Here is a 22,023-nt window from a genome sequence, read left to right as displayed (position 1 = left end):
ATGAATACTGCGATAAAAGACCTCACCTTAAGTGCAAACACGAAAACACGTGTGAGCGACAAAGAAAACACCAAGTCGGAAAATCTGACTGAGTACCTCGTTGAGGCGATTGTTAACGGTGAATTAGCTCCGGGCAGTAAGATCTCGGAACCTGAATTGGCTAAACGCTTTGAGGTAAGCCGAGGTCCATTACGTGAAGCGATAATGCGTGTTGAAGGACTTGGCCTGATAGAACGTATTCCACATGTCGGCGCTCGAGTTATTACTTTTTCGGCAGACAAACTGCTAGAGCTTTACGCGGTGCGAGAGGCATTGGAAGGCATGGCGGCTCGCTTAGCAGCGCGACATATCACGCAAGAAGAGCTTATCGGGCTTGAAGGATTATTGTCGACACACTCAAAGCACATCGATGAAGTCGAAGGTTCTTCTTACTTTCATCAACATGGGGATTTTGATTTCCATTACCGCATTATCAAAGCGAGTCGTAACAGCAAACTCATTTCGCTGCTGTGTGATGAGCTTTATCACCTATTACGCATGTATCGCTATCAATCGCCTAGGGCTCAGTCTCGACCAAAAGAGGCGCTCGATGAACATAAATATATCCTACAAGCAATTCGTAACCGTGATGAAGAGCTAGCAGAAATGCTAATGCGACGACACATCTCGGGTAGCCGATTGCTTATAGAGCAACAAATTCAATCCAAAGATCTTGATTAAGCGGCCATTGGAATCTGTCAGCGGATCAGTGCTGGCGATAACCAAAAGCCGTAAGTCTTAAAGATTAGCTAGAAATAAACAATTAACAGGGAGCGTCATTATGAAGTTATCAGCAGGAGCTAAGTTCCGACAAGCTGTGCAAGACAACGACCCATTGCAGATCGTCGGTACGGTGAATCCGTATTGCGCGATGATGGCAAAGAACTTAGGGCATCAGGCGATCTATTTGTCGGGTGGAGGTATCGCCAATGCGTCTTATGGTTTGCCTGATTTAGGTATTACGACATTGAACGATGTGTTGGTGGATGTTGAACGTATTACCAACGCGTGTGATCTGCCATTGCTGGTGGATATCGATACGGGATTTGGTGGCGCATTCAATATTGCACGTACGATTCGCGCTATGGAGAAGGCAGGCGCAGCAGCAATTCACATGGAAGATCAAGTCGCTCAGAAACGCTGTGGTCATCGGCCAAATAAAGCGATTGTGAGCCAACAAGAGATGGTCGATAGAGTCAAAGCGGCAACCGATGCCAGAACCGATGACAGCTTTGTGATTATGGCTCGTACCGATGCATTGGCGGTTGAAGGCATTGATAGTGCGATTGAACGAGCGATAGCTTGTGTTGAAGCGGGCGCGGACATGATTTTCCCTGAGGCGATGAATCAGCTCGACCAGTACGTGAAGTTCTCGGCAGCGCTGAAATCAGCAACGGGTAAGCACGTGCCTATCTTGGCTAACATAACTGAGTTTGGCCAAACACCACTCTACAACTGTAACGAGTTAGCCCAATCAAGTGTCGACATGGTGCTTTATCCATTGAGTGCGTTCCGTGCGATGAACAAAGCGGCGGAGAATGTTTACAAGCACTTGTTAGTTGAAGGCAATCAAGAAGCTCTGTTGGATTCAATGCAAACCCGTAAAGAGCTTTACGAACACCTGAATTACCACGACTACGAGAACAAGCTTGATCAGTTGTTTTCAAGCGAAGGGTAAACCAGTTTCAATTAATCAAAAATCAACTTAATCCAATAACGTGAAATGGTTAGTCGCCATATCCAGTACCGATGATAAAGATCATCGGACATATAAACAGGCAGCACCAAAGAGTGCAGGCGGCTAACACAGAAAAGGAGTTCAACATGTCTGTATCTTTGAGTGATAAAGCAACTGTCGAAAAGGCTTCTACAGAAAACCAACAACAAAGCGAAAAAACAGCCAGCACACCTGCAATCGGTGGTGCTGGTCTACGTGGCCAGAGTGCGGGAACCACGGCGCTATGTACGGTAGGAAAATCAGGAACTGGTTTAACCTACCGTGGTTATGATATTACCGACCTTGCTAATCATGCTCAGTTCGAAGAAGTGGCGCATCTGCTACTAAGAGGTCATTTACCCAGTGAAAAAGAGCTTGATGATTACAAAACATTGTTGGTTGGTCTGCGCGGCTTGCCTCAACCTTTGAAAGTAGCATTAGAGCTTATCCCTGCTGACGCTCATCCAATGGATGTGATGAGAACGGGCTGTTCAATGTTGGGTAACTTAGAGCAAGAATCGGACTTCTCTGAGCAACTATCAGCAACAGAACGTATGCTTGCACTTTTTCCTGCGATTATTTGTTACTGGTATCGCTTTAGCCATGATGGCGTGCGCATTGATACTGAAGATCAAAGTGAAGCATGTTTGGGTGGCTACTTCTTGAAAATGCTAACGGATAAAGCACCGAGTGAACTTCACAAGAAGGTGATGCACTGCTCGCTAACCCTTTACGCGGAACATGAGTTTAATGCTTCGACTTTTGCCGCTCGTGTGTGTGCATCAACGCTGTCGGATATCCATTCGTGCGTCACCGCAGCGATTGGTACGTTGAGAGGCCCTTTGCATGGCGGTGCGAATGAAGCGGCGATGGAAATGATCCAAGATTGGCAAACCGCCGATGAAGCGGAAACGAACATCATGAATATGCTTGCTAACAAAGATAAGATCATGGGCTTCGGTCATGCCATTTATCGTGAAAGCGATCCACGAAATGCTCTAATCAAGCGTTGGTCAAAAGAGCTTGCTCAAGAGGTGGGAGATAAACAGCTTTATGCCGTTTCTGAGCGTGTTGAAGCTGTAATGAAGCGCGAGAAAGGGCTGTTCTGTAATGCTGACTTCTTCCACGCATCGGCATATCACTTCATGGACATCCCAACCAAACTGTTTACTCCTATCTTCGTGATGAGCCGCCTTACTGGTTGGACGGCACACGTATTCGAGCAAAGAGAAAACAATCGAATTATTCGTCCAAGTGCAGACTACACCGGGCCAGAGCATCAAGACTGGCTACCAATCCATTTACGTTAGTCCTCTATATCGAGCCGACTTATATCTCGAGGTGACTTTCTCTTCATGTGATAAGGCCTCGAGAACCAACGAATAGAATTTGACAGATAATGGTGGATGTATGTCTGATGTAAAACTTGAAAGAAACCAAGAGCTTGATGAAAACAAGTATCGAAAGGTTCTACCGGGAACGGGCTTAGAATATTTCGACGCTTGCGAAGCGGTAGAAGCAATATCCCCAGGTGCTTACAAAACCTTGCCTTATACGTCGAGAGTATTAGCAGAGCAATTAGTAAGACGCTGTGATCCTGAAACCCTTGAAGACAGCTTAAAACAGATCATTGAACGCAAGAGCGACTTAGATTTTCCTTGGTATCCTGCGCGCGTGGTGTGTCATGACATTCTAGGTCAAACAGCTTTGGTTGATTTGGCTGGATTAAGAGACGCGATTGCCGACCAAGGCGGAGACCCTGCCAAGGTGAATCCCGTTGTCGAAACTCAATTGATTGTTGACCATTCGCTGGCAGTGGAACACGCGGGTTTTGATAGCGAAGCGTTTGATAAAAACCGAGCGATTGAAGATCGCAGAAACGAAGACCGTTTTCACTTTATAGAATGGTGTAAAACCGCGTTTAAGAACGTGAGTGTGATTCCTGCGGGGAACGGGATCATGCACCAGATTAACTTGGAGAAAATGTCTCCGGTTATTCAATCCAAAGAAGGTATCGCTTTCCCTGATACTTGTGTCGGCACCGACAGTCATACTCCTCATGTTGATGCTCTGGGTGTTATTGCAATAGGTGTAGGTGGTTTGGAAGCTGAGACTGTGATGCTCGGTCGTCCGTCTATGATGCGTTTGCCAGACATCGTGGGCGTTAAACTGACGGGTCAACGACAAGAAGGGATAACCGCAACGGATATTGTGCTTGCGATTACTGAGTTCCTTCGAAATGAAAAAGTGGTTTCTAGTTACTTAGAGTTCTTTGGTGAAGGTGCTCGTGCACTGACTATTGGCGACCGCGCCACTATATCGAATATGACACCAGAATACGGCGCGACAGCAGGTATGTTCTATATCGATGAACAGACCATACAATACCTAAAGCTGACAGGACGCGAGCCTGAACAGGTTGAGTTAGTTGAGCTATACGCTAAGCAAACTGGCTTATGGGCCGATGATTTAGATTCCGCTCAGTACGAACGTGTGCTTGAGTTTGATTTGTCTAAAGTTGAGCGCAACCTTGCAGGGCCATCCAATCCCCATCGTCGTTTACCAACCAGTGAACTTACCAAACAAGGCATTAGCCAATCATTGTGGAAAGAACAACATTCGGCGAAATATAGCGATGAACAAATGCCCGATGGTGCTGTGATTATTGCTGCAATTACTTCTTGTACAAACACCAGTAATCCAAGAAACGTGGTCGCCGCAGCATTGGTGGCCAAGAAAGCCAATCAGCTTGGATTAGTTCGTAAGCCGTGGGTGAAAACGTCATTTGCTCCAGGTTCTAAAGTTGCCAAGCTCTATCTCGAGTCGGCAGGTTTGCTTCCTGAGCTGGAACAATTAGGCTTCGGTATCGTCGGTTATGCGTGTACTACCTGTAACGGAATGAGTGGGGCGTTGGATCCTAAAATCCAACAAGAGATCATCGACCGCGACCTGTATTCAACCGCGGTGTTATCGGGGAATCGAAACTTTGATGGTCGAATCCATCCTTATGCCAAACAAGCGTTTTTAGCCTCACCGCCATTGGTTGTTGCTTACGCGTTGGCTGGCACGATTCGCTTTGATATCGAGAAAGACAGCTTAGGCACCGACAACAATGGTAAGCCAATCTACTTAAGTGATTTATGGCCGAGTGATGCCGAGATCGATGCCGTTGTCGGTGAGCACGTTAAGCCTCAGCAATTCCAACAAATCTACGTGAAAATGTTCCAGCCAGACGAGGAACAGGTGACGACTGAACCGCTTTATGACTGGCGACCTCAAAGTACCTATATTCGCAGACCACCTTATTGGGAAGGTGCTCTTGCGGGAGAACGAAGCCTATCTGGTATGAGACCTTTAGCGATTCTGGGTGACAACATCACCACAGATCACTTATCCCCTTCAAATGCGATTCTCGCTTCGAGCGCTGCGGGGGAATACCTCACCAAAATGGAAGTGCCCGAAGAGGACTTTAACTCTTACGCGACCCATCGAGGCGATCACTTAACCGCGCAACGAGCAACATTCGCCAACCCTAAGCTGTTTAACGAAATGGTGAAGGACGCTGGAGAAGTCGTGCAAGGTTCATTAGCAAGAGTTGAACCTGAAGGTCAAGTTACGCGAATGTGGGAAGCGATTGAAACCTACATGAATCGTAAACAACCCTTGATTGTCGTTGCTGGTGCCGATTATGGACAAGGTTCATCACGTGACTGGGCAGCCAAAGGTGTACGTCTAGCGGGTGTTGAAGTGATTGTTGCTGAAGGGTTTGAACGAATTCACAGAACCAACTTGGTTGGCATGGGTGTTCTGCCTCTGCAATTCAAAGCGGGGACCAATCGCAATACCTTACAACTCGATGGCACCGAGCTTTACGATGTTTACGGCGATATTGAAGCGGGTTCTGATTTGGCTCTAGTGATCACTCGTAAAAACGGTGAAAAGCTTGATGTGCCAGTAACCTGTCGATTAGACACCGCTGACGAAGTGAATGTGTACAGCGCTGGTGGCGTATTGCAACGTTTCGCTAAAGACTTTCTCGCCCAGTAGGAGCTAGTTATGAACATCAAACAGATAAAAGTGCCTGCGACCTATATGCGAGGCGGGACGAGCAAAGGCATTTTCTTCAACCTAAGTGATTTGCCTGAATCAGCGCAAGTTGCTGGAGAGTCGAGAGATAAGTTGTTGCTGAGAGTAATTGGCAGTCCAGATCCTTATGGTAAACAAACAGATGGTATGGGTGGTGCAACTTCGAGTACCAGCAAAACTGTGATTGTTTCGAAGAGCAGCAAAGCTGATCACGATGTTGATTATCTCTTCGGTCAAGTTGCGATAGATAAGCCGTTCGTTGATTGGAGCGGTAACTGCGGTAATTTGTCTGCTGCAGTGGGCCCATTTGCTATTCATGGTGGATTGGTTAATTCGAATCGTATTCCAGAAAACGGCGTGGTCGAGGTGCGAGTGTGGCAAGTGAATATAGAAAAAACCATCATTGTTCACGTGCCTATCGTTAAAGGTGAAGTACAAGAGTTAGGTGATTTTGAACTCGATGGTGTCACTTTCCCCGCCGCTGAGATCCAAGTTGATTTTCTAGACCCCGCCGATGCGAGTGGCTCTATGTTCCCAACAGGGAATGTTGTCGATTTTTTAGATGTTCCCGATCTGGGTTGCATCAAAGCGACATACATTAATGCTGGGATACCCACCATTTTTGTTGATGCTGAATCGGTTGGTTACCAAGGCACTGAACTTCAATCAGATATCAATAGTGATACCAAAGCCTTGGCTCTGTTTGAATCCATACGAGCACATGGTGCAGTAGCGATGGGTCTTATCGATTCTTTAGAACAAGCTGAATCACGTCAACATACACCTAAAGTCGCGTTTGTTGCTAAGCCTCAAGCGTACCAAGCCTCCAGTGGTAAATCGGTTGCTGTCGAAGATACTGACCTTCTGGTGCGTGCTTTGTCTATGGGACAACTGCATCACGCCATGATGGGTACGGCAGCGGTCGCCATTGCTTCAGCGGCGAGTGTGCCAGGTACGTTAGTGAACTTGGCAGTCGGTGAGGGTTCCCGAGATTTTGTTACCTTTGGTCATCCATCAGGAACCTTAAAAGTGGGTGCTAAAGCTATTCAGACGGAAAGCGGGTGGAAAATAGAACGGGCAATTATGAGTCGTAGTGCCCGAGTGATCATGGAAGGTGCCATTCGAGTGCCTTTTCCTAAGTAAAGCGATTGTCGTGAACGGTTAAATGTTCACGAGCACAACGCTGAGAAAAGAGTGCAATCAAGTGCTACTGCCAAAAGCTAGGCGCTTGGACTAATGGATAAATCATGGAGGAGGCACTATGTCTGCTACGAATCGAATGAACAGAAAAACAGACTATATCACCGAGTATCAATGGGCTAGGGAAGACCCCAATTCGTTCTGGGAAACACAAGCACAAGCGATAGATTGGTTTGAACCACCAAAAACGATATTACAAACTGACGATAACGGTATTGAACGTTGGTTTCCTGATGGGGTGATGAACACCTGCTGGCTCGCGCTGGATTACCATTGTGAAAATGGGCGAGGTGGCAATACCGCGCTGATTTACGACTCTCCAGTTACAGGAACTCAATCCTCGTACACTTACAATCAATTGCGTGAACAAGTGGCTAAAGTCGCAGGTATGTTAGCCACGCAAGGCGTTACCAAAGGTGATCGTGTGGTGATCTACATGCCAATGATTCCTGAAGCTGCCATGGCAATGCTAGCCTGTGCACGACTAGGCGCGGTGCATTCGGTGGTGTTTGGTGGTTTTGCTCCTCATGAGCTTGCCGTTCGTATCGAAGATGCTGAACCGAAAGTGTTGATTACTGCATCCTGCGGTGTCGAGATAAATAAAGTTCTGCCATATAAGCCGATGGTCGACAGGGCGATCATGGACAGTCGTTGGAAGCCTGAGAAAGTCGTGGTATTCCAAAGAGAGCAGTCTCTAGCCGAATTGAACAACGAACGTGATGTACTTTGGCAACAAGCGGTTGAGGATGCTTTGCCTCACGTATGTGTGCCTGTTCTAGCGACTGACCCACTATATATCTTGTATACATCAGGGACGACGGGTAAGCCAAAAGGCGTGGTGCGCGATAATGGTGGTCATGCGGTTGCGATGAAATACTCGATGAGCACTATTTACGATATGCCGCAAGATGGTGTGTTTTGGGCAGCTTCTGATGTCGGTTGGGTAGTGGGGCATTCCTACATTGTGTATGCGCCATTGATTCATGGCTGTACGACCATTTTGTTTGAAGGCAAGCCAGTACGAACGCCAGATCCCGGCGCATTCTGGCGTGTGTGTGAAGAGTACAAGGTCGATGTATTGTTTTCTGCGCCAACAGCGTTTAGGGCAATCAAGAAAGAAGATCCCGAAGGCGAGTTGCTCACCAAGTATGATTTATCATCGCTCAAGTCGATTTTTATGGCTGGCGAGCGTTTAGACCCTCCAACATTGGATTGGGTTGAGTCTCATACCAATAAACCAGTTATCGATCATTGGTGGCAAACCGAAACAGGTTGGGCCATTTCCGCCAATCCAACAGGGTTAGAATCTTTACCAGTGAAAGCGGGCTCTTCCACTAAACCTGTTCCGGGTTACCAAGTGGAGATTCTCAATGAACTCGGTGAAGTAGCTCAGCCTAATCAACAAGGTTTTGTGGCTCTTAAACGCCCGTTGCCGCCTGGTTGCTTACCCACGGTATGGCGCAATCATGATCGGTTTGAATCGGGCTATTTGAGTCAGTTCCCGGGCTATTATGTTTCTGGGGACGGTGGCTATCTTGATGAAGATGGGTATCTATTTATCATGGGCCGTATCGACGATGTGATAAACGTAGCGGGACACCGTCTGTCGACGGGTGAAATGGAAGAGATCGTGGGTGGTCACCCAGCCATTGCAGAATGTGCGGTAGTCGGGATTCACGATGACTTAAAAGGGCAGCTACCTCTTGGTTTAGTTGTGCTGAAAGATGGCGTGAAAGTCGATGGCATTGAACTGCAAGCTGAGTTAGTGGGTAAGGTTCGTAACGAGATTGGTGCGGTTGCATGCTTTAAGCAAGCCTTGGTGGTTGAGAGACTGCCTAAGACGCGCTCGGGTAAGATCTTACGCAGAACCATCCGACAAATCGCAGAAGGCGAGCAATATGTGGTGCCTTCGACGATTGACGACCCTACCAGCTTAACTGAAATAGCTGAAAAGCTCGGCAAATAGACGTCGCAGTTTAGGTAATCTCACCTTCGGCTTGTTTATTAATGCATAACCCAGCGTGATGGTTTACCTAAACTCTACTTTATTCATCCGCTTATCCATTGCGTTTATTATGACCTCATTATGAATCCCACATATTGAGGTCTTTTTATGCGAGCGTACTTTTTGTTGATTGCTTTACTGATCAGTGGTGCTGCTAGTGCCAGTATTTCAAAGGATGAAGCGAGTCGAGTGTTGTTAGAACCTTTGAGTCACCCCAAGGTATTTAAGTGTGTGTCCAAGACTGGCGTCGATCTCTATCAAGCGGTTTTTGATATGGGCGTGGGATATGAAGCCGACCCGATCAACTCGAAGATGATCGTTAATTCAAGGAAAGGCCGCTACGAATATCAAATCTTAGGCGCGGTAAGGTCTGAAAGAGCCGGTGAAATTGTCGTGTTGACTCGTCATGTGGGAGACGGTGTCAAAGTAGCCGCTATGATTGATGACGAAAATGGCAAGATACTGGGGATCGGCGATAAAAATCATTATCGAGATTGCGGTGTTAGGCCACCCCCTAGTGCAGAAAATATGCAAAGCTTTTGGTCCAAAGGCTAAGAGCGACATCTGAAAGAGAAGAATTATAGAGAAGAACGATTGAGGCGACCTTATTGGTCGCCCTTTTTGTTTGTCAGGATAAAGCTAGCTCAAAGATATATATCAATAAGCACTTATACGATGGTTGAATGATACATAACTGAACATGATGTATCGTCTAAACGTGGCTTTATTTATCTCATTAACGGTTCTGCTTAAGATGGCTCTACTCCAAACGAAGAACTAAGCGAGACTCCTATGAAATTCACTAAACCTTTTCTTTTAGCGACACTGATTGTGACTCTTTCTGGTTGCGCATCACCAGCAATGGATAACGAAAATGAGAATGCTGCACGTAATCGTGGTGCTGTGGGTGGTGCTTTATTAGGAGCGACAGCAGGCGCTCTAACTGGAGATGCGAGCTTAGCCGCGAAGGGTGCTGCATTGGGTGGTGTGACTGGTGGTGTTGCTGGTTCAATGAAAGATACGGATGATGCAAGAAACGCACAACGAACCCAAGTTATTGCCGATGGTCTAGCGCAAGACAATCGCACCGATGCAGAAAAGCGAGTTGCTGAAGTAGAGGCTGAAATTAAGCTTATTGAACTAGAACAACAGCTTGCTGAACTCAAAGAAGAGAAAGAGGACAACGGTGCATAAAGCTACCGCTACAGCAAAAGCTACAACTAAAGCTAGAGCCTAGATATTCGTTTAATTGAAAATCATTCAAACAGAATGGCCACGTAATGTGGCCGTTTTTGTATCTAAAATACGCACTTCAAACAATGAATTAATTCAATAACTTGTATAGATACTCACGCCAAGTAAACTAGACTCAGTTTAGATATTAATTTGGTTTGAGAAGCGCAATAGTCATGAATGTCATCTTAAGGGCTGCAAAGCACACGGATTTGGAACAACTTAACGAGTTAATGTTCGATCTCCACCATCACCACCACCTTGCTAGCCCAGAGCACTTTAAAACGGCAGAAGAGATTGAGCAGGAAAAAAGCATTGCACGTTACTTGGATGATCCTGAATGCTTAGTTTATGTGGCATTAAAAGGTGAGCTCATTGTTGGCTTTATCTCCGGACATTTTTGTGAGCTTATCTCAACGGTGAGTAAACCGGTGCCGATGGGGAGTGTCGATGAACTGTTTGTCTTGCCTGATTATCGAAAAGAATCGATTGCTGAAAAGTTGTTTAGCAAAGTTGAAGCGACTTTTGATGATTATGGGGTTGAACAAGTCTTTGTAGAGGTTTGGGACTTTAATTCACCTGCCAAGGACTTCTATCAAAAAATGGGGTTTACTCCTCACATTCAATGGATGAGGAAGGCTTTGCACAAAACGTAGGCAGCGATTTTGTGCGTGTTTGATTACACTAGAGCAGTCTTTAACTTTTTCTCTTATTTTTAGGTAAACTCGTTGGCTATTCGATATTTATTAGTTTTCATATTATCTCTTTTGAGTACTACTTCCGCTTGGGCAAGCAACACTTTGCCCGATCATATCGCGGGCGCTTTGTGTGTAGTACGTGCTGATAACCAAATCGTGTTGGTTGATGAGTTGATCGCAGGTCAATTGTCTCTACCGGGAGGCACTGTTGTTTCAGGTGAGCCGCCAGCAGTCGCGGCGCAACGTGAAACGTGGGAAGAGGCGGGTTTGTCGGTAACGGTCGGTGATGTACTGGGTTATACCGACAGTGCCGTCGTGTTTGATTGTATTTCTGACTCTGAAGTGATCAGCTACAAGGCTCGGAATGAATTAGGTGGCTTTGAGTTGCCGATTTGGTTTGCGCCTCATTACGGCGTGGAAGTCAGCCGTGCGATGTTACTTCCTCCTACTGAATTGCAAGATCACCAATACCGCTACCCAGAACAGTGGTCTGAGATTAACGAGCTGTTTTTATCTGCGACAGATCAACCTGTGACGTATGTGACTGAGCTGGTGGGCGCGGCACCCCAAGTCCATCAAGTTGAACTAAATTGGATTGTGTCGCTTCAAAACGTGTTCGATAAGATGCCAAGCTTGTTTGCGAATACTGTACTTTTAACTGACTCGTTAGCGAAGCCTTGGGTTTTCATCGTGATATTGCCGCTAATTGCTTGGCATTTTGGCCGTAACTTCGCGTTAAAGTTTGGCTTCACTTTGATTTCGGTGACACTGCTCACTTTAATCGCCCACCAAGGGTTTGGTTTTCCACGTCCGCATGCTTACTTGCCAACATTGAAACTAGTGATGAGCAGTGGGTATAGCTTTCCAAGTTTATTGGCTGGCTTATGGGTGAGTTTAACCTTGTTAGTCTTTTGGAAACTAAAGCGCCTCTTGGAGCAAAAATCGATTTTGATAGTGCTCGCGGGCCTACTGTGGATTATGCTATTTGCGTCTTATTCAGGCAGTGCGTTCTTTAGTGATGTCTTAATGGGAGGCGTATTGGGCGCGTTAACGACTTGGCACATCGTGAGATTAGATGCGAAACCTGATGTTGATATTAGTGCCTTATTAAGCTCTAAAGGTGTCTGGTGGGCATTGTGCTTACTGTCGATTGTTCTCACGGTGATATGGCCACTGCCAACATTCTCTTTCTGGGTGGCAATTTTGATGACGATTGCATGCTTAGTAACGTTAACGGATTCGAAGCCTTTGGTCGGCCAGTTCTCATTCAAGATTGTATTTGGAGTGATGGCGATGTTGTTAGCGGGAAATCTGCTGATTAGCTGGGCAGGAAGTTTCGTCTCATTCAGTGGCATCGCTTCATTTATCGTTGAGACCTTACGTTTCCCAATCTTGATTCTATTTGGTGTAGTGGCGTTTCGTCTGCCATGGAAAAGAGAGTAGGCGAACCGACTAATATAAAATCAAAAAAGGCTGTGCAGTGCACAGCCTTTGTCATTTGTGCAACAAGCAAAAAGTAATTCTCACTATAGCTGCTGAGCGTTTATGAGTTGAAGATAAATTTCTCAATAGCGACCGCTACACCATGGTCGTCGTTGCTCGCTGTGATGTGATCCGCTAGTTTCTTGGTTTCTTCCATTGCGTTTTCCATTGCAATGCCAAGGCCAGCGTATTCAAGCATATGATGATCGTTTTCAGCGTCACCCATGCAGATTACTTCTTCTGCTGTAATACCCAAGTGTTTAGCGATTGCTTCAATGCCGACACCCTTGTTTGAATTTGGGTTTAAGAACTCTAAGAAGAATGGTGCACTTTGCACGATAGTAAACTGAGTCTTAAGCTCTTGTGGCAACTTGCCGATGATTTCGGTCAGCTTGCTTGGTTCTGCGACAATCATTGTTTTGATAATTTCATGGTCGTCTTCTAGTTGAGAAAAGTCAAACTCGGTAATCTCTAAGCCGTTAATACGCGCTTCAATAGCGGTGTACTCATTGTTTTCAGGTGTTATTAGGCCATGAACCTTGCTGAAGGCATGCACATAACCACCTAGCTCTTGTGCTAATGCAGCAATCTGTTTCGCGGCTTTACCATTGCTAATCTCACTGTGAATGATCTCTTTTGTCGATACATTCTGAACCATAGAGCCATTGTAGAAGAGCACAAAGTCATCTTCGCCGTTGATTGAAAGCTCGTCTAACTTACTCTGCATGCCTTCTAAAGGACGACCAGAAGCCAGAACCACTTTCACACCTGCAGCGCGTGCTCTGGATATCGCGTCTTTGTTCTCTTGAGAAATTATTTTATCACTGTTGAGCAATGTGCCATCCATATCAAGAGCAATCAGTTTGTACATGTTGTTCCTTAGTAAAAAATTAAAAGCTAACGAAATCTAATGGGCGAAAGGATAAGGGAACTTGAAAGTTCAGGCTAGGGCTTTGATCAACTCATTTATCAGTACTCATTTGTTTGACCAAAAGGGGCAAGTGCTTTAAGGTCTGCGGTTGATTAATTTCATCAAATGATTGAGCTGAGGGAAAGTTGTACAAGATTAATGAAATGTTTGAAACCATCCAGGGTGAGGGCGTATTTACCGGCGTTCCCGCTGTTTTTGTTCGACTGCAAATTTGCCCTGTAGGCTGTTCTTGGTGTGATACCAAACAGACTTGGGAAGCGTTGCCGGAAGATGAAACCAGCCTTGGCGATATTATGGTTAAGACAGAGGATTCACCGACTTGGACTGCAATTGATGCGCAGGGAATCGTGAATGAATATATCAAGCAAGGTTACACCGCGAAGCACATTGTGATTACCGGTGGTGAGCCGTGCATCTATGATCTTGTCCCTCTTACTGAAGCATTTGAGCAGCACGGTTGTCGTTGTCAGATTGAGACCAGCGGAACATCGGAAGTAAAAGCCACACCAGACACCTGGGTTACGGTGTCACCAAAAGTCGCAATGAAAGCCAAGTTGGATATCCTTGATAGCGCACTCGTTCGTGCGAATGAAATCAAACACCCTGTTGGTACAGGTAAAGACATCGAGCAACTAGATGTTCTTATTGCTAGAGCCGATGTCCCTGAAAATACAGTCATTGCGCTTCAGCCGATTAGCCAAAAAGAACGCGCAACTCAGCTTTGTATTGATACCTGCATTGAGCGCAATTGGCGCTTATCAATCCAAACTCACAAATATTTGAGCATCGCATAGGTTGTATTTGTTTACTGGCCTATATAAGCCGCTAGTAGAAGATTCTCGTAAGGATTTAAGATGAAAAAAGCAGTTGTAGTATTCAGTGGTGGTCAAGACTCAACAACGTGTCTTGTTCAAGCATTAAAAGAGTATGATGAGGTTCATGCGATTACGTTTGATTATGGTCAGCGCCATAGACTCGAGATCGAAGTTGCTGAGTCATTGTCGAAAGAACTTGGTGTGAAAGCGCACAAAGTAATGGATGTGACTCTGTTGAATGAACTGGCTATTAGCTCTCTTACTCGTGACGATATTCCCGTCTCTCATGAACTACAAGAGAATGGGCTACCGAATTCTTTCGTTCCCGGTCGTAATATTCTGTTCTTAACTTTGGCGGGTATTTATGCTTACCAAATCGGTGCAAATGCCGTAATCACGGGTGTGTGTGAAACAGATTTTTCGGGCTACCCTGATTGTCGTAATGACTTTGTGAAGGCGATGAACTCTGCACTTGTACAAGGTATGGATAAGCAGCTTGATATTAAAACACCGTTAATGTGGCTCAACAAAGCTGAAACATGGGCGTTGGCAGATCAGTATTCAGCACTCGAACTTGTTAGAAACAAAACACTGACCTGCTACAACGGTATTATCGGCGATGGCTGCGGCGACTGTCCAGCGTGTGAACTACGCAAAATAGGCCTTAGCGATTACCTAGGTGATCGCCAAGGTATTATGGCTGAATTGGTTCGCAAGCAGGGTGAGAATAAATAACCTCATGAGTCAATAGGTTCGTTATAAGCATCGATGATGCAATTTCGGCCATTACTCTTCGCTTGATAAAGTGCTTGGTCAAGAACCGAGTACAAGTCATCAAAGTCACTTAATGCGTTTGAGGTTGCTAGATAAGCAAAACTCGCGGTTACATTAAGTGGCTTTTTGTTTTCTGATAAGAAGACCGCACTCGAAATGGCATAATGTAACTCCTCTACACGCTCTTGTACTTCAGCTGGTTTTGTATCAGTAAGCACGATCAGAAATTCTTCGCCGCCTAAACGCCCGAACAGCTCACCTTTAATTAAATGTTGTCTTATTTGCTGACTTATATGAACGAGCGCTCTATCACCAGTAGGGTGGCCATATTGGTCATTAATTTTCTTGAATTTATCTAGATCGAGTAAAACGAGAACATGTTGTTTTTCTGTTCCTTTACAGGCTTTGATACGCTTGACTCTTCGTATTATCTCGGTGCGACTATACGCCTTTGTCATGGCATCGATTGCTGCTTTCGCACGAATGGCTTTGTTTGTGAAGATCATAAAGCTAGCCGCACACAGCAATAGAATAACAATGATGTTATACACCATCCTTTGATGTTCCATCTTTTCGATTTGAAGTCGGTCTAAATTTGCTTGATGTCTCAGGAAAGAACTCTCTAGTTCTTTTTCGTACCTAGCATGAGCTAGATCTAGTGCTTCAAAAGCCAACCTGTTATCTATATCTCGGGTTTCGAACTGTATTAATGAGTATCGCTGATAGAAATAGAAAGCTTGCTTGTAATCGCTGAGAGTTTGATAAATATCAGAAAGTTGAAGTAGTGCTTGAGCTGTGTATTTGTGTCTTGTGACTTGTTCGGATAGCTCCAAAGCTTGTTGTGCATAATTGAGCGCTTCCGTTTTAAGTTTTTGGTCTTCGAACATATCGCTGATTGCCAAGAAAGCGTTGATTCGAATGACATCGTTGTTTAGCTTGCTTGAAGCCGATAGAGACTCTACTAAGTAGTCTCTCGCCAAATCATAGTTCTTCGCCTGCGTGTATGCTTTTCCTAAACCAAGAGTTGTTAGCGCAATACCGTAGCTATGAGATGATGTAGTCAACAGTGCTTTTGCTTTTTGAAAGTGATTAATTGCTAGGTCACTTTGTCCTTGATTAAGGTAAAGATCTGCAAGGCTATGATGAACTTGTGCTTTCATCAAATCAGAAGCATCCGATCTCAGAGCGAGTGCTTCTATGAGGTACTCTGCCGATTTATCATATTGCTTTAACTCTTTGAGCAAATTACCCACATCGTTATAGATCCCCGAAATATCGTGTCCTTGTGGGAACACGCTCATCAGTGATAGGTAAGTATCTAGTGCGGCTTGATAGTCGCTGCGGAAATGGTGATTGTTAGCGATCACTCGATAAGTGCCAAATTTTGGTAATACAGGGTCAGCAATGTCATGCAAATCCGACTGAAGTGCAGAACAATAATAGTTCGCTTGATGATATTTAGCTTGCTCATTGAGAGAACGACATAATTGGTATTTTAATAATGCTCTACCTGTAACATCGTTGATTGATTGCATTTTTACTAATATGGACAAAAAGCCTTGCTGAGCTTCTTTGTACTGACCTTGTCCATCATTTACTAAGGCATTAATAAACGCTTGTTCTATTGCTTGGTATTCACTGTCGTTCGAAGCTATTCCATAAAACGGTTGTTCTCGCTGGCTCATATACTGATATAGCAGTGCCGAAAGGTAGAGCTTATCCCCGTAGGTTGTTGAGCTAGTGTAGCGCATTTGCAGCATGTTCAATGCGCGCGAAGGGGAATGAGTTAGAGTCGAGAGATAGAGTGCGTTCCAATCAGCATTTGGAGTTGTGTGGGGATCTAATACCGAGGTGCTAATTGTTGGAGAAGATTCATGATCCGCTGTTGATGCTTGGCTAAAGGAATAAAGGTTGATGAAAAGCAGAAAGGCAATGAAAATGAAGTGAATCACGAGATAATATCAATCAGATAAAGAACGGTATTCTATTGTTAGTTTGATATTGCTTCAAATTTTTTGGCGAGTTGATGGTTTTTTATGTGAGGTAAATCTCTAATTCTCAATGGCTTATCATGGGTAACCGGTCGTACGCTATTGTACGACCGATCTTGGAAGCTAGATGTATAATTTCGCTAGATCAGAAGGCTCAAGTTCTTTGCCTTCCAATGTTGCATTCCAGTTAGTACCAACAAGAACACCATCTTCAGCTAGGGTCAGTAACCAATCTTCTACAAAGATATCTAGTGGGATTTCTAATACTTCGAAGTCTGCCCACTCTTCAACGTTGTGAGTCTGAGCATCCTCTTTTGAAGACCAGAACGGCATCACTTCACTGTTTTCGAATTCACTTGAGTCACATGCTAGCCAACCTTCTTCGTTGCGAAGGCCCCATACCAGTTTAGTTTCTTGTGTTTCAGAAACGAAAAGTTCTAGATTTGCTTGAGTATCAGCGGTTAGTTTGCTCATGAATAATTTCTCTATGTTGATAACAAGACAAGATTAACATTATACAAGGGGTAGGTATATGGCGATCAAGGAATTATAAGGATACTGAAACGCTTACCAAACGTTTCAGTATGGTTTGAGTGCGGTAGAGTCTATTTACCGATCTTAGTAAATATATGCCACTCTTCTTTGATGTTGCCTTTGAATCCGACAACAGAAGCTACAACTTTTCTGTTCAGTGCATGATTGGTTTCGGTGTCATTGTCACGGAAGCCGACATCACCGTAACCTACTGTATAGGCTCTAGACGGTGGAATTCCATTACTGATAAGTGCACGCCTTACATTGTCCGCTCGCTTTTCTGATAGTTTCAGGTTGTGTTCAGCATTACCTACTTTACTAGCATAACCTTGCAATTGAATACTTGTGTTTTCGTAACGCTTTAGAAACGCAGCCATTTGACGAATTTGGCTCAGAAACACAGGTTTAATTTCCGCAGAGTCATTGGCAAATAAAATATGAAGATCTTTTTCTTCGCTAGACTCGAAATACGATCCACAGCCATCATTATCTATTTCAGCGCCTATTTGTGTGTCTATACATAAATCGCGAGCGTTGATAACACCATCATTATCATCATCTTCGAGATCATAACTTTGTGTGGTGCTAGGAAGAGCACGATAAGTGAATTCATCATTTGTTTCAGCCATGATGTTGGCAGAAGCAACCACGAAGCATAGTGGGAGTATAGTTTTGAGAAGCTTCATTAATATTCTACCTTTTCATTCCATTCTTGTGGAGTCTCTACACGTAATCCTGTTAATAGGTTACCTGTAGCATTCATGACTCTATACTTTGCGTACTGTACATCGTACTTAGCGTCTAAAAATCCCTTACGTGCTTCGAAGAGTTCATTTTCAGTGTTAAGTAGATCGAGAAGGGTACGCTTACCAATTCGGTATTGTTTTTCATAAGAGATAACGGTGTCAGAAGCCGAGTCTACGTGATCCGACAAGAAATCTTTCTGCTGAACGGTTAAGTCAAGAGCGCTCCATGAAAGGCGTAAGCTTTCTTCTACATTGCGGTAAGTACTCTCACGTAGGTCTTTTGCTTTGTTGAGTTGATAAGCGGCACTTTCGGCACGGTCTTGATCGGCTCCACCGTTATAGAGATTGTACTTTAAGCGGAGCATCGCAGAAAATTCATCGCTGTTGCCTTTCGTACCACCTGCATCATCGCGCCACCTTTGAGCTGCTTCAAAAGAAACAGTTGGGTAGTTGGTACTCTTCGACTGCTTGTATTGGAACTTCGCTGAATCTACGTCAGCTTGTGCAATTTTGATAACCGGGTGTTGGTTAAAGGCTTTTGCCAAAGCACCGTCGATCGTATAAGGAATAGAGCCTGCGTCAGCACGTGGATATACCAAGCCTAGTGGGGCTTGGCCAACAAGGCGTTTGAATTGAGTATGGGCATCAAATAAATTATTTTGAGCTGCCAGCAAATTACCATGAGCTTTTGCAATACGAGCTTCCACCTGAGACATGTCTGCTGTAGACCCAATGCCTGAATCAACTCGTTTCTTGATATCTATATAGATATTTTTGTGCGTCGCGAGATTGTTTTCAGAAAGTGTAAGCACTTCATAAGCTTTAACGGAATCAAGATAAACTTTGGTGACTTGCAGTGCAATATCTTGAGCGCTAGATAGTAATTGATAACGGACAGACTCTGCATCAGCAGCGGTACGATCAATGTCGTTAGAAGTATTCGCGCCATCCCAAATGAGTTGTGTCAACGTAATTGCTGCTTCTTTACGCGTTAGATCTGTTGAGCTCGAATTCGTAGCCAAATCCGTATATTCGTAACCAATGCCACCGTCTAAATCTATACTCGGGCGGTAAGCTCCACCAGAAGCATCGTTAAGGTAACGTTGACTAACGTACTGGTTATATGCCGCTTTGATTTCAGGGTTACTTTCTAAAGTAAACGCGACGGCTTGCTCTAAGGTTTGTGCGCTAGCCGGTAAACTGAGTGCAATAGCCAACCCTAATGTAGTCGTTTTAATCCAGTTCAATTTCAATCTCCCAAAAATGGAGTATCACCTAAGTTTGTCGCTTTTAAGCTTGAATATATCAAATTTAGATGAACCGCCAAAAAAATAACGAATGCCCGATGAGCATTCGTAAATGGTTGTAAAGTTGTTAACCGATCGCCGTACAATTTAAGTCGATTTTGAGTACTTAAATTTGATTTGAGTGTTTGGGTTATCTTTCCCTAAGACAATAACTTATATGCAAGTTTTCGTCATCTTAATTATCACTCAGTGACCGTTATCATTCGTTTACATTGTAAGTTATTAAACATGCAATTCATAGCTAGGAATTATATGACATTAGATGTTATATTGTCACTAGATTATAGAATTGATGTCACTATTTTGACGTCGCGAACAGAAAATGAGCTTAGGGATTTATATGGACATGACAGTATTGAATGCGAGCGGTGCATTAGCATTAGGTCAACGCATTGTTATTTCGATAGATGGCACAATCAAGGTCCTAGAAGACGGACAGCCATTACAAGCTGGGGATGTCGTTTTAGAATCCCAAAATGCAAATTCTGAATCTCAGATTTCAGTTAAGCGCTTTACGCCACAAGGAAAAGATGGCGATGAAGTCGATCTTGACCAAGACATTGAAAATATTTTTGCCGCTTTAGAAGAAGGGCAAGATCCTTCAGAGTTAGGCGAAGAGTTCGCAACTGCTGCCGGTGTAAGTGGATCGAGCTTAGTGAGCAGTGGAACCATTGAACGAGATGGTGACGAAACTATCCCAGTTACCGAATTTGTAACAACTGGTTTCGAAGGCTTGGGTTTGTCCCGAACTCAAAGCTTGAGTTTGCTTGATCTATTCCGCTCAGTTGAAGTCGAGCCAACAGTAAGTATTGAAGACAGCCAAATTATCAATGAAGGCTCAACAGCAATTTTCGACGTAAGTTTAAGTAAAGCTTCGTCAGGCGATGTTAGCGTTACGCTAGAGACGTTATACGGAACTGCAACAGCGGACGACATCACAAGTGTTGTTGTGAAAGATGCCGCGGGTAACGTAGTGACACCAAACGCTGACGGTTCTTACACCGTGCCAGCGGGTGAAACTAAGTTAGTTGTTGAAGTCGCGACCAAAGACGACGGTACGTACGAAGGCGATGAGAAACTGAGCCTGAAAGTGACGGGCGCGACGGGCGTAACAGGCACGGGTACAGGTGAACTGACCATCAAAGATGATGGCACCGGTCCTGTAGACCCAACCGATCCTACTCCGCCAGTGAATCCAGATGATCGCCCAAGTGTGAGCATCGAAGACAGCAAAGTTATTAACGAAGGTTCAACCGCGAGCTTCGATGTCAGCTTAAGCAAAGCTGCATCCATCGACGTCAGCGTAACGCTAGAAACCCTTTACGGCACAGCAACAGCGGACGACATCAACAGCGTTGTTGTGAAAGATGCCGCGGGTAACGTAGTGACACCGAACGCTGATGGCTCTTACACAGTCAAAGCGGGTGAAACTAAGTTAATCGTTGAAGTCGAGACCAAAGACGACGGCACATACGAAGGTGATGAGAAACTGAGCCTGAAAGTGACGGGTGCAACCGGCGTCACGGGTACGGGTACGGGTGAGCTAACCATCAAAGATGACGGCACAGTCCCGGTTGACCCAACCGATCCTACTCCGCCAGTGAATCCAGATGATCGCCCAGCTGTGAGCATCGAAGACAGCAAAGTTATCAACGAAGGCTCAACCGCGAGTTTCGATGTGAGCTTAAGTAAAGCTGCGTCAGTTGACGTGAGCGTTACACTAGAAACCCTTTACGGCACAGCGACGGCAGAGGACATCACGAGCATCGTGGTGAAAGATTCGGCAGGTCAGGTTGTGACGGCGAACGCAGATGGCTCTTACACAGTCAAAGCAGGTGAAACTAAGCTGGTTGTTGAAGTGGCGACTAAAGACGACGGTACGTACGAAGGTGATGAGAAGCTGAGCCTGAAAGTGACGGGTGCAACCGGCGTCACGGGTACGGGTACGGGTGAGTTGACCATCAAAGATGACGGTACAGGCCCTGTTGACCCAGGTAAACCTACAGACAACGATAAACCTACACTAACTGTTGGTGATGCAGCACTAGTGGTTGAAGGTCAAAGCGCAAGCTTTGCCGTAAGTCTGTCGAATGCGGTCGACGCCGACCTGACGTACAAGTTCGATTTGGACGTGAGCGACAGCGCTGAGATCGCCGACTTTGTAGCCACGAGCGGCAAAGTAATGCTGAACGTAAGCTACACGGTGGAAGGTCAAGCGGTGAGCACCACCGTTGAAAATGGTAAGACGTTGAGCATCCCAGGCAACGCAGTTGGCATTACCGTAGTCGTAGCAACTCAAGACGACCCCTACCTAGAAGGGGCCGAAAACTTCAAATTAAATGTCAATGTGAGTGGTACTGTTGGGGATGCTAACAATACTTTAAATATATCCGATTTTGGTACCGGAACTATCACTGACGAAAGCGCGCCAACGGGCGAAGACACAGTGACGGTAACGTTAAACG

Annotated in this window: 18 protein-coding genes; 13 read left to right on the top strand and 5 right to left on the bottom strand. The window is 45.0% G+C overall.

Annotated features, from left to right (window positions below; translation table 11 throughout):
- The 10 genes from ACED60_RS15355 (at nucleotide 1) to ACED60_RS15310 (ending at nucleotide 12,421) form a co-directional block, all read left to right on the top strand.
- The gene (locus ACED60_RS15355; RefSeq protein ID WP_017071741.1) at nucleotides 1-720 is read left to right on the top strand and encodes a GntR family transcriptional regulator; all 720 of its coding nucleotides are present in this window, start codon (nucleotides 1-3) and stop codon (nucleotides 718-720) included.
- Between the two features lie 100 nt (nucleotides 721-820).
- On the top strand, nucleotides 821-1,717 hold the full coding sequence (gene prpB / locus ACED60_RS15350; protein ID WP_017082680.1) for a methylisocitrate lyase: 897 nt from the start codon (nucleotides 821-823) through the stop codon (nucleotides 1,715-1,717).
- Nucleotides 1,718-1,863: 146 nt separating this feature from the next.
- Nucleotides 1,864-3,066 carry a 2-methylcitrate synthase gene (prpC, locus tag ACED60_RS15345; protein ID WP_017103082.1) on the top strand — a complete coding sequence of 401 codons (1,203 nt, stop codon included), beginning with the start codon at nucleotides 1,864-1,866 and terminating at the stop codon, nucleotides 3,064-3,066.
- Nucleotides 3,067-3,166: 100 nt separating this feature from the next.
- On the top strand, nucleotides 3,167-5,803 hold the full coding sequence (gene acnD / locus ACED60_RS15340) for a Fe/S-dependent 2-methylisocitrate dehydratase AcnD (RefSeq protein ID WP_371727916.1): 2,637 nt from the start codon (nucleotides 3,167-3,169) through the stop codon (nucleotides 5,801-5,803).
- A gap of 9 nt (nucleotides 5,804-5,812) precedes the next feature.
- Entirely contained in the window at nucleotides 5,813-6,985 is a 1,173-nt protein-coding gene (gene prpF / locus ACED60_RS15335; RefSeq protein ID WP_371727915.1) for a 2-methylaconitate cis-trans isomerase PrpF, read from the top strand.
- A 118-nt stretch (nucleotides 6,986-7,103) separates the two neighbouring features.
- Nucleotides 7,104-9,008 (top strand): propionyl-CoA synthetase, encoded by a 1,905-nt coding sequence (locus ACED60_RS15330; protein WP_371727914.1) that lies wholly within the window; start codon nucleotides 7,104-7,106, stop codon nucleotides 9,006-9,008.
- Between the two features lie 147 nt (nucleotides 9,009-9,155).
- Nucleotides 9,156-9,602, top strand: a complete 447-nt coding sequence (locus ACED60_RS15325; RefSeq protein WP_371727912.1) for a hypothetical protein — start codon at nucleotides 9,156-9,158, stop codon at nucleotides 9,600-9,602.
- A gap of 237 nt (nucleotides 9,603-9,839) precedes the next feature.
- The gene (locus tag ACED60_RS15320; protein WP_371727911.1) at nucleotides 9,840-10,241 is read left to right on the top strand and encodes a glycine zipper domain-containing protein; all 402 of its coding nucleotides are present in this window, start codon (nucleotides 9,840-9,842) and stop codon (nucleotides 10,239-10,241) included.
- A 215-nt stretch (nucleotides 10,242-10,456) separates the two neighbouring features.
- Nucleotides 10,457-10,936, top strand: a complete 480-nt coding sequence (locus ACED60_RS15315) for a GNAT family N-acetyltransferase (protein ID WP_017069368.1) — start codon at nucleotides 10,457-10,459, stop codon at nucleotides 10,934-10,936.
- Between the two features lie 72 nt (nucleotides 10,937-11,008).
- Nucleotides 11,009-12,421, top strand: coding sequence for an NUDIX domain-containing protein (locus ACED60_RS15310; RefSeq protein ID WP_371727910.1), 1,413 nt, complete (start codon nucleotides 11,009-11,011; stop codon nucleotides 12,419-12,421).
- Nucleotides 12,422-12,521: 100 nt separating this feature from the next.
- Here ACED60_RS15310 and ACED60_RS15305 read toward each other — a convergent pair whose 3' ends face one another.
- The gene (locus ACED60_RS15305; RefSeq protein ID WP_371727909.1) at nucleotides 12,522-13,331 is read right to left on the bottom strand and encodes a Cof-type HAD-IIB family hydrolase; all 810 of its coding nucleotides are present in this window, start codon (nucleotides 13,329-13,331) and stop codon (nucleotides 12,522-12,524) included.
- Between the two features lie 185 nt (nucleotides 13,332-13,516).
- Here ACED60_RS15305 and queE point away from each other — a divergent pair, with 185 nt between their 5' ends.
- Nucleotides 13,517-14,185 carry a 7-carboxy-7-deazaguanine synthase QueE gene (queE, locus tag ACED60_RS15300; RefSeq protein ID WP_332251859.1) on the top strand — a complete coding sequence of 223 codons (669 nt, stop codon included), beginning with the start codon at nucleotides 13,517-13,519 and terminating at the stop codon, nucleotides 14,183-14,185.
- 60 nt (nucleotides 14,186-14,245) lie between these two features.
- Nucleotides 14,246-14,941, top strand: coding sequence for a 7-cyano-7-deazaguanine synthase QueC (queC, locus tag ACED60_RS15295; protein ID WP_371727908.1), 696 nt, complete (start codon nucleotides 14,246-14,248; stop codon nucleotides 14,939-14,941).
- 2 nt (nucleotides 14,942-14,943) lie between these two features.
- Here queC and ACED60_RS15290 read toward each other — a convergent pair whose 3' ends face one another.
- From ACED60_RS15290 to ACED60_RS15275, 4 genes are all read right to left on the bottom strand, one after another.
- Nucleotides 14,944-16,932: a diguanylate cyclase gene (locus ACED60_RS15290; protein ID WP_371727907.1), complete on the bottom strand. Its 1,989-nt coding sequence runs from the start codon at nucleotides 16,930-16,932 to the stop codon at nucleotides 14,944-14,946.
- Nucleotides 16,933-17,094: 162 nt separating this feature from the next.
- Nucleotides 17,095-17,445, bottom strand: coding sequence for a DUF2750 domain-containing protein (locus ACED60_RS15285; RefSeq protein ID WP_017062305.1), 351 nt, complete (start codon nucleotides 17,443-17,445; stop codon nucleotides 17,095-17,097).
- A gap of 131 nt (nucleotides 17,446-17,576) precedes the next feature.
- Entirely contained in the window at nucleotides 17,577-18,191 is a 615-nt protein-coding gene (locus tag ACED60_RS15280; protein WP_009846630.1) for an OmpA family protein, read from the bottom strand.
- Nucleotides 18,191-19,498 carry a TolC family outer membrane protein gene (locus tag ACED60_RS15275; protein ID WP_009846631.1) on the bottom strand — a complete coding sequence of 436 codons (1,308 nt, stop codon included), beginning with the start codon at nucleotides 19,496-19,498 and terminating at the stop codon, nucleotides 18,191-18,193. The genes ACED60_RS15280 and ACED60_RS15275 overlap by 1 nt, the downstream gene beginning before the upstream one ends.
- Nucleotides 19,499-19,898: 400 nt before the next feature.
- Here ACED60_RS15275 and ACED60_RS15270 point away from each other — a divergent pair.
- A partial coding sequence (locus tag ACED60_RS15270) for a Calx-beta domain-containing protein (RefSeq protein WP_371727906.1) occupies nucleotides 19,899-22,023 on the top strand: 2,125 nt, incomplete at its 3' end.

Source organism: Vibrio sp. 1F279, from assembly GCF_041439815.1.
In the GTDB taxonomy this organism is placed as follows: domain Bacteria; phylum Pseudomonadota; class Gammaproteobacteria; order Enterobacterales; family Vibrionaceae; genus Vibrio; species Vibrio tasmaniensis_A.
Note: the sequence above shows the minus strand (reverse complement) of the source record. Positions and strands in the feature narration are given on the sequence as shown.

Coding starts and splice junctions, on each gene's coding strand:
- ACED60_RS15355 (WP_017071741.1), top strand. CDS start 1: ATGAATACTGCGATAAAAGACCTCACCTTAAGTGCAAACACGAAAACA.
- prpB (WP_017082680.1), top strand. CDS start 821: ATGAAGTTATCAGCAGGAGCTAAGTTCCGACAAGCTGTGCAAGACAAC.
- prpC (WP_017103082.1), top strand. CDS start 1,864: ATGTCTGTATCTTTGAGTGATAAAGCAACTGTCGAAAAGGCTTCTACA.
- acnD (WP_371727916.1), top strand. CDS start 3,167: ATGTCTGATGTAAAACTTGAAAGAAACCAAGAGCTTGATGAAAACAAG.
- prpF (WP_371727915.1), top strand. CDS start 5,813: ATGAACATCAAACAGATAAAAGTGCCTGCGACCTATATGCGAGGCGGG.
- ACED60_RS15330 (WP_371727914.1), top strand. CDS start 7,104: ATGTCTGCTACGAATCGAATGAACAGAAAAACAGACTATATCACCGAG.
- ACED60_RS15325 (WP_371727912.1), top strand. CDS start 9,156: ATGCGAGCGTACTTTTTGTTGATTGCTTTACTGATCAGTGGTGCTGCT.
- ACED60_RS15320 (WP_371727911.1), top strand. CDS start 9,840: ATGAAATTCACTAAACCTTTTCTTTTAGCGACACTGATTGTGACTCTT.
- ACED60_RS15315 (WP_017069368.1), top strand. CDS start 10,457: ATGAATGTCATCTTAAGGGCTGCAAAGCACACGGATTTGGAACAACTT.
- ACED60_RS15305 (WP_371727909.1), bottom strand. CDS start 13,331: ATGTACAAACTGATTGCTCTTGATATGGATGGCACATTGCTCAACAGT.
- queC (WP_371727908.1), top strand. CDS start 14,246: ATGAAAAAAGCAGTTGTAGTATTCAGTGGTGGTCAAGACTCAACAACG.
- ACED60_RS15285 (WP_017062305.1), bottom strand. CDS start 17,445: ATGAGCAAACTAACCGCTGATACTCAAGCAAATCTAGAACTTTTCGTT.
- ACED60_RS15280 (WP_009846630.1), bottom strand. CDS start 18,191: ATGAAGCTTCTCAAAACTATACTCCCACTATGCTTCGTGGTTGCTTCT.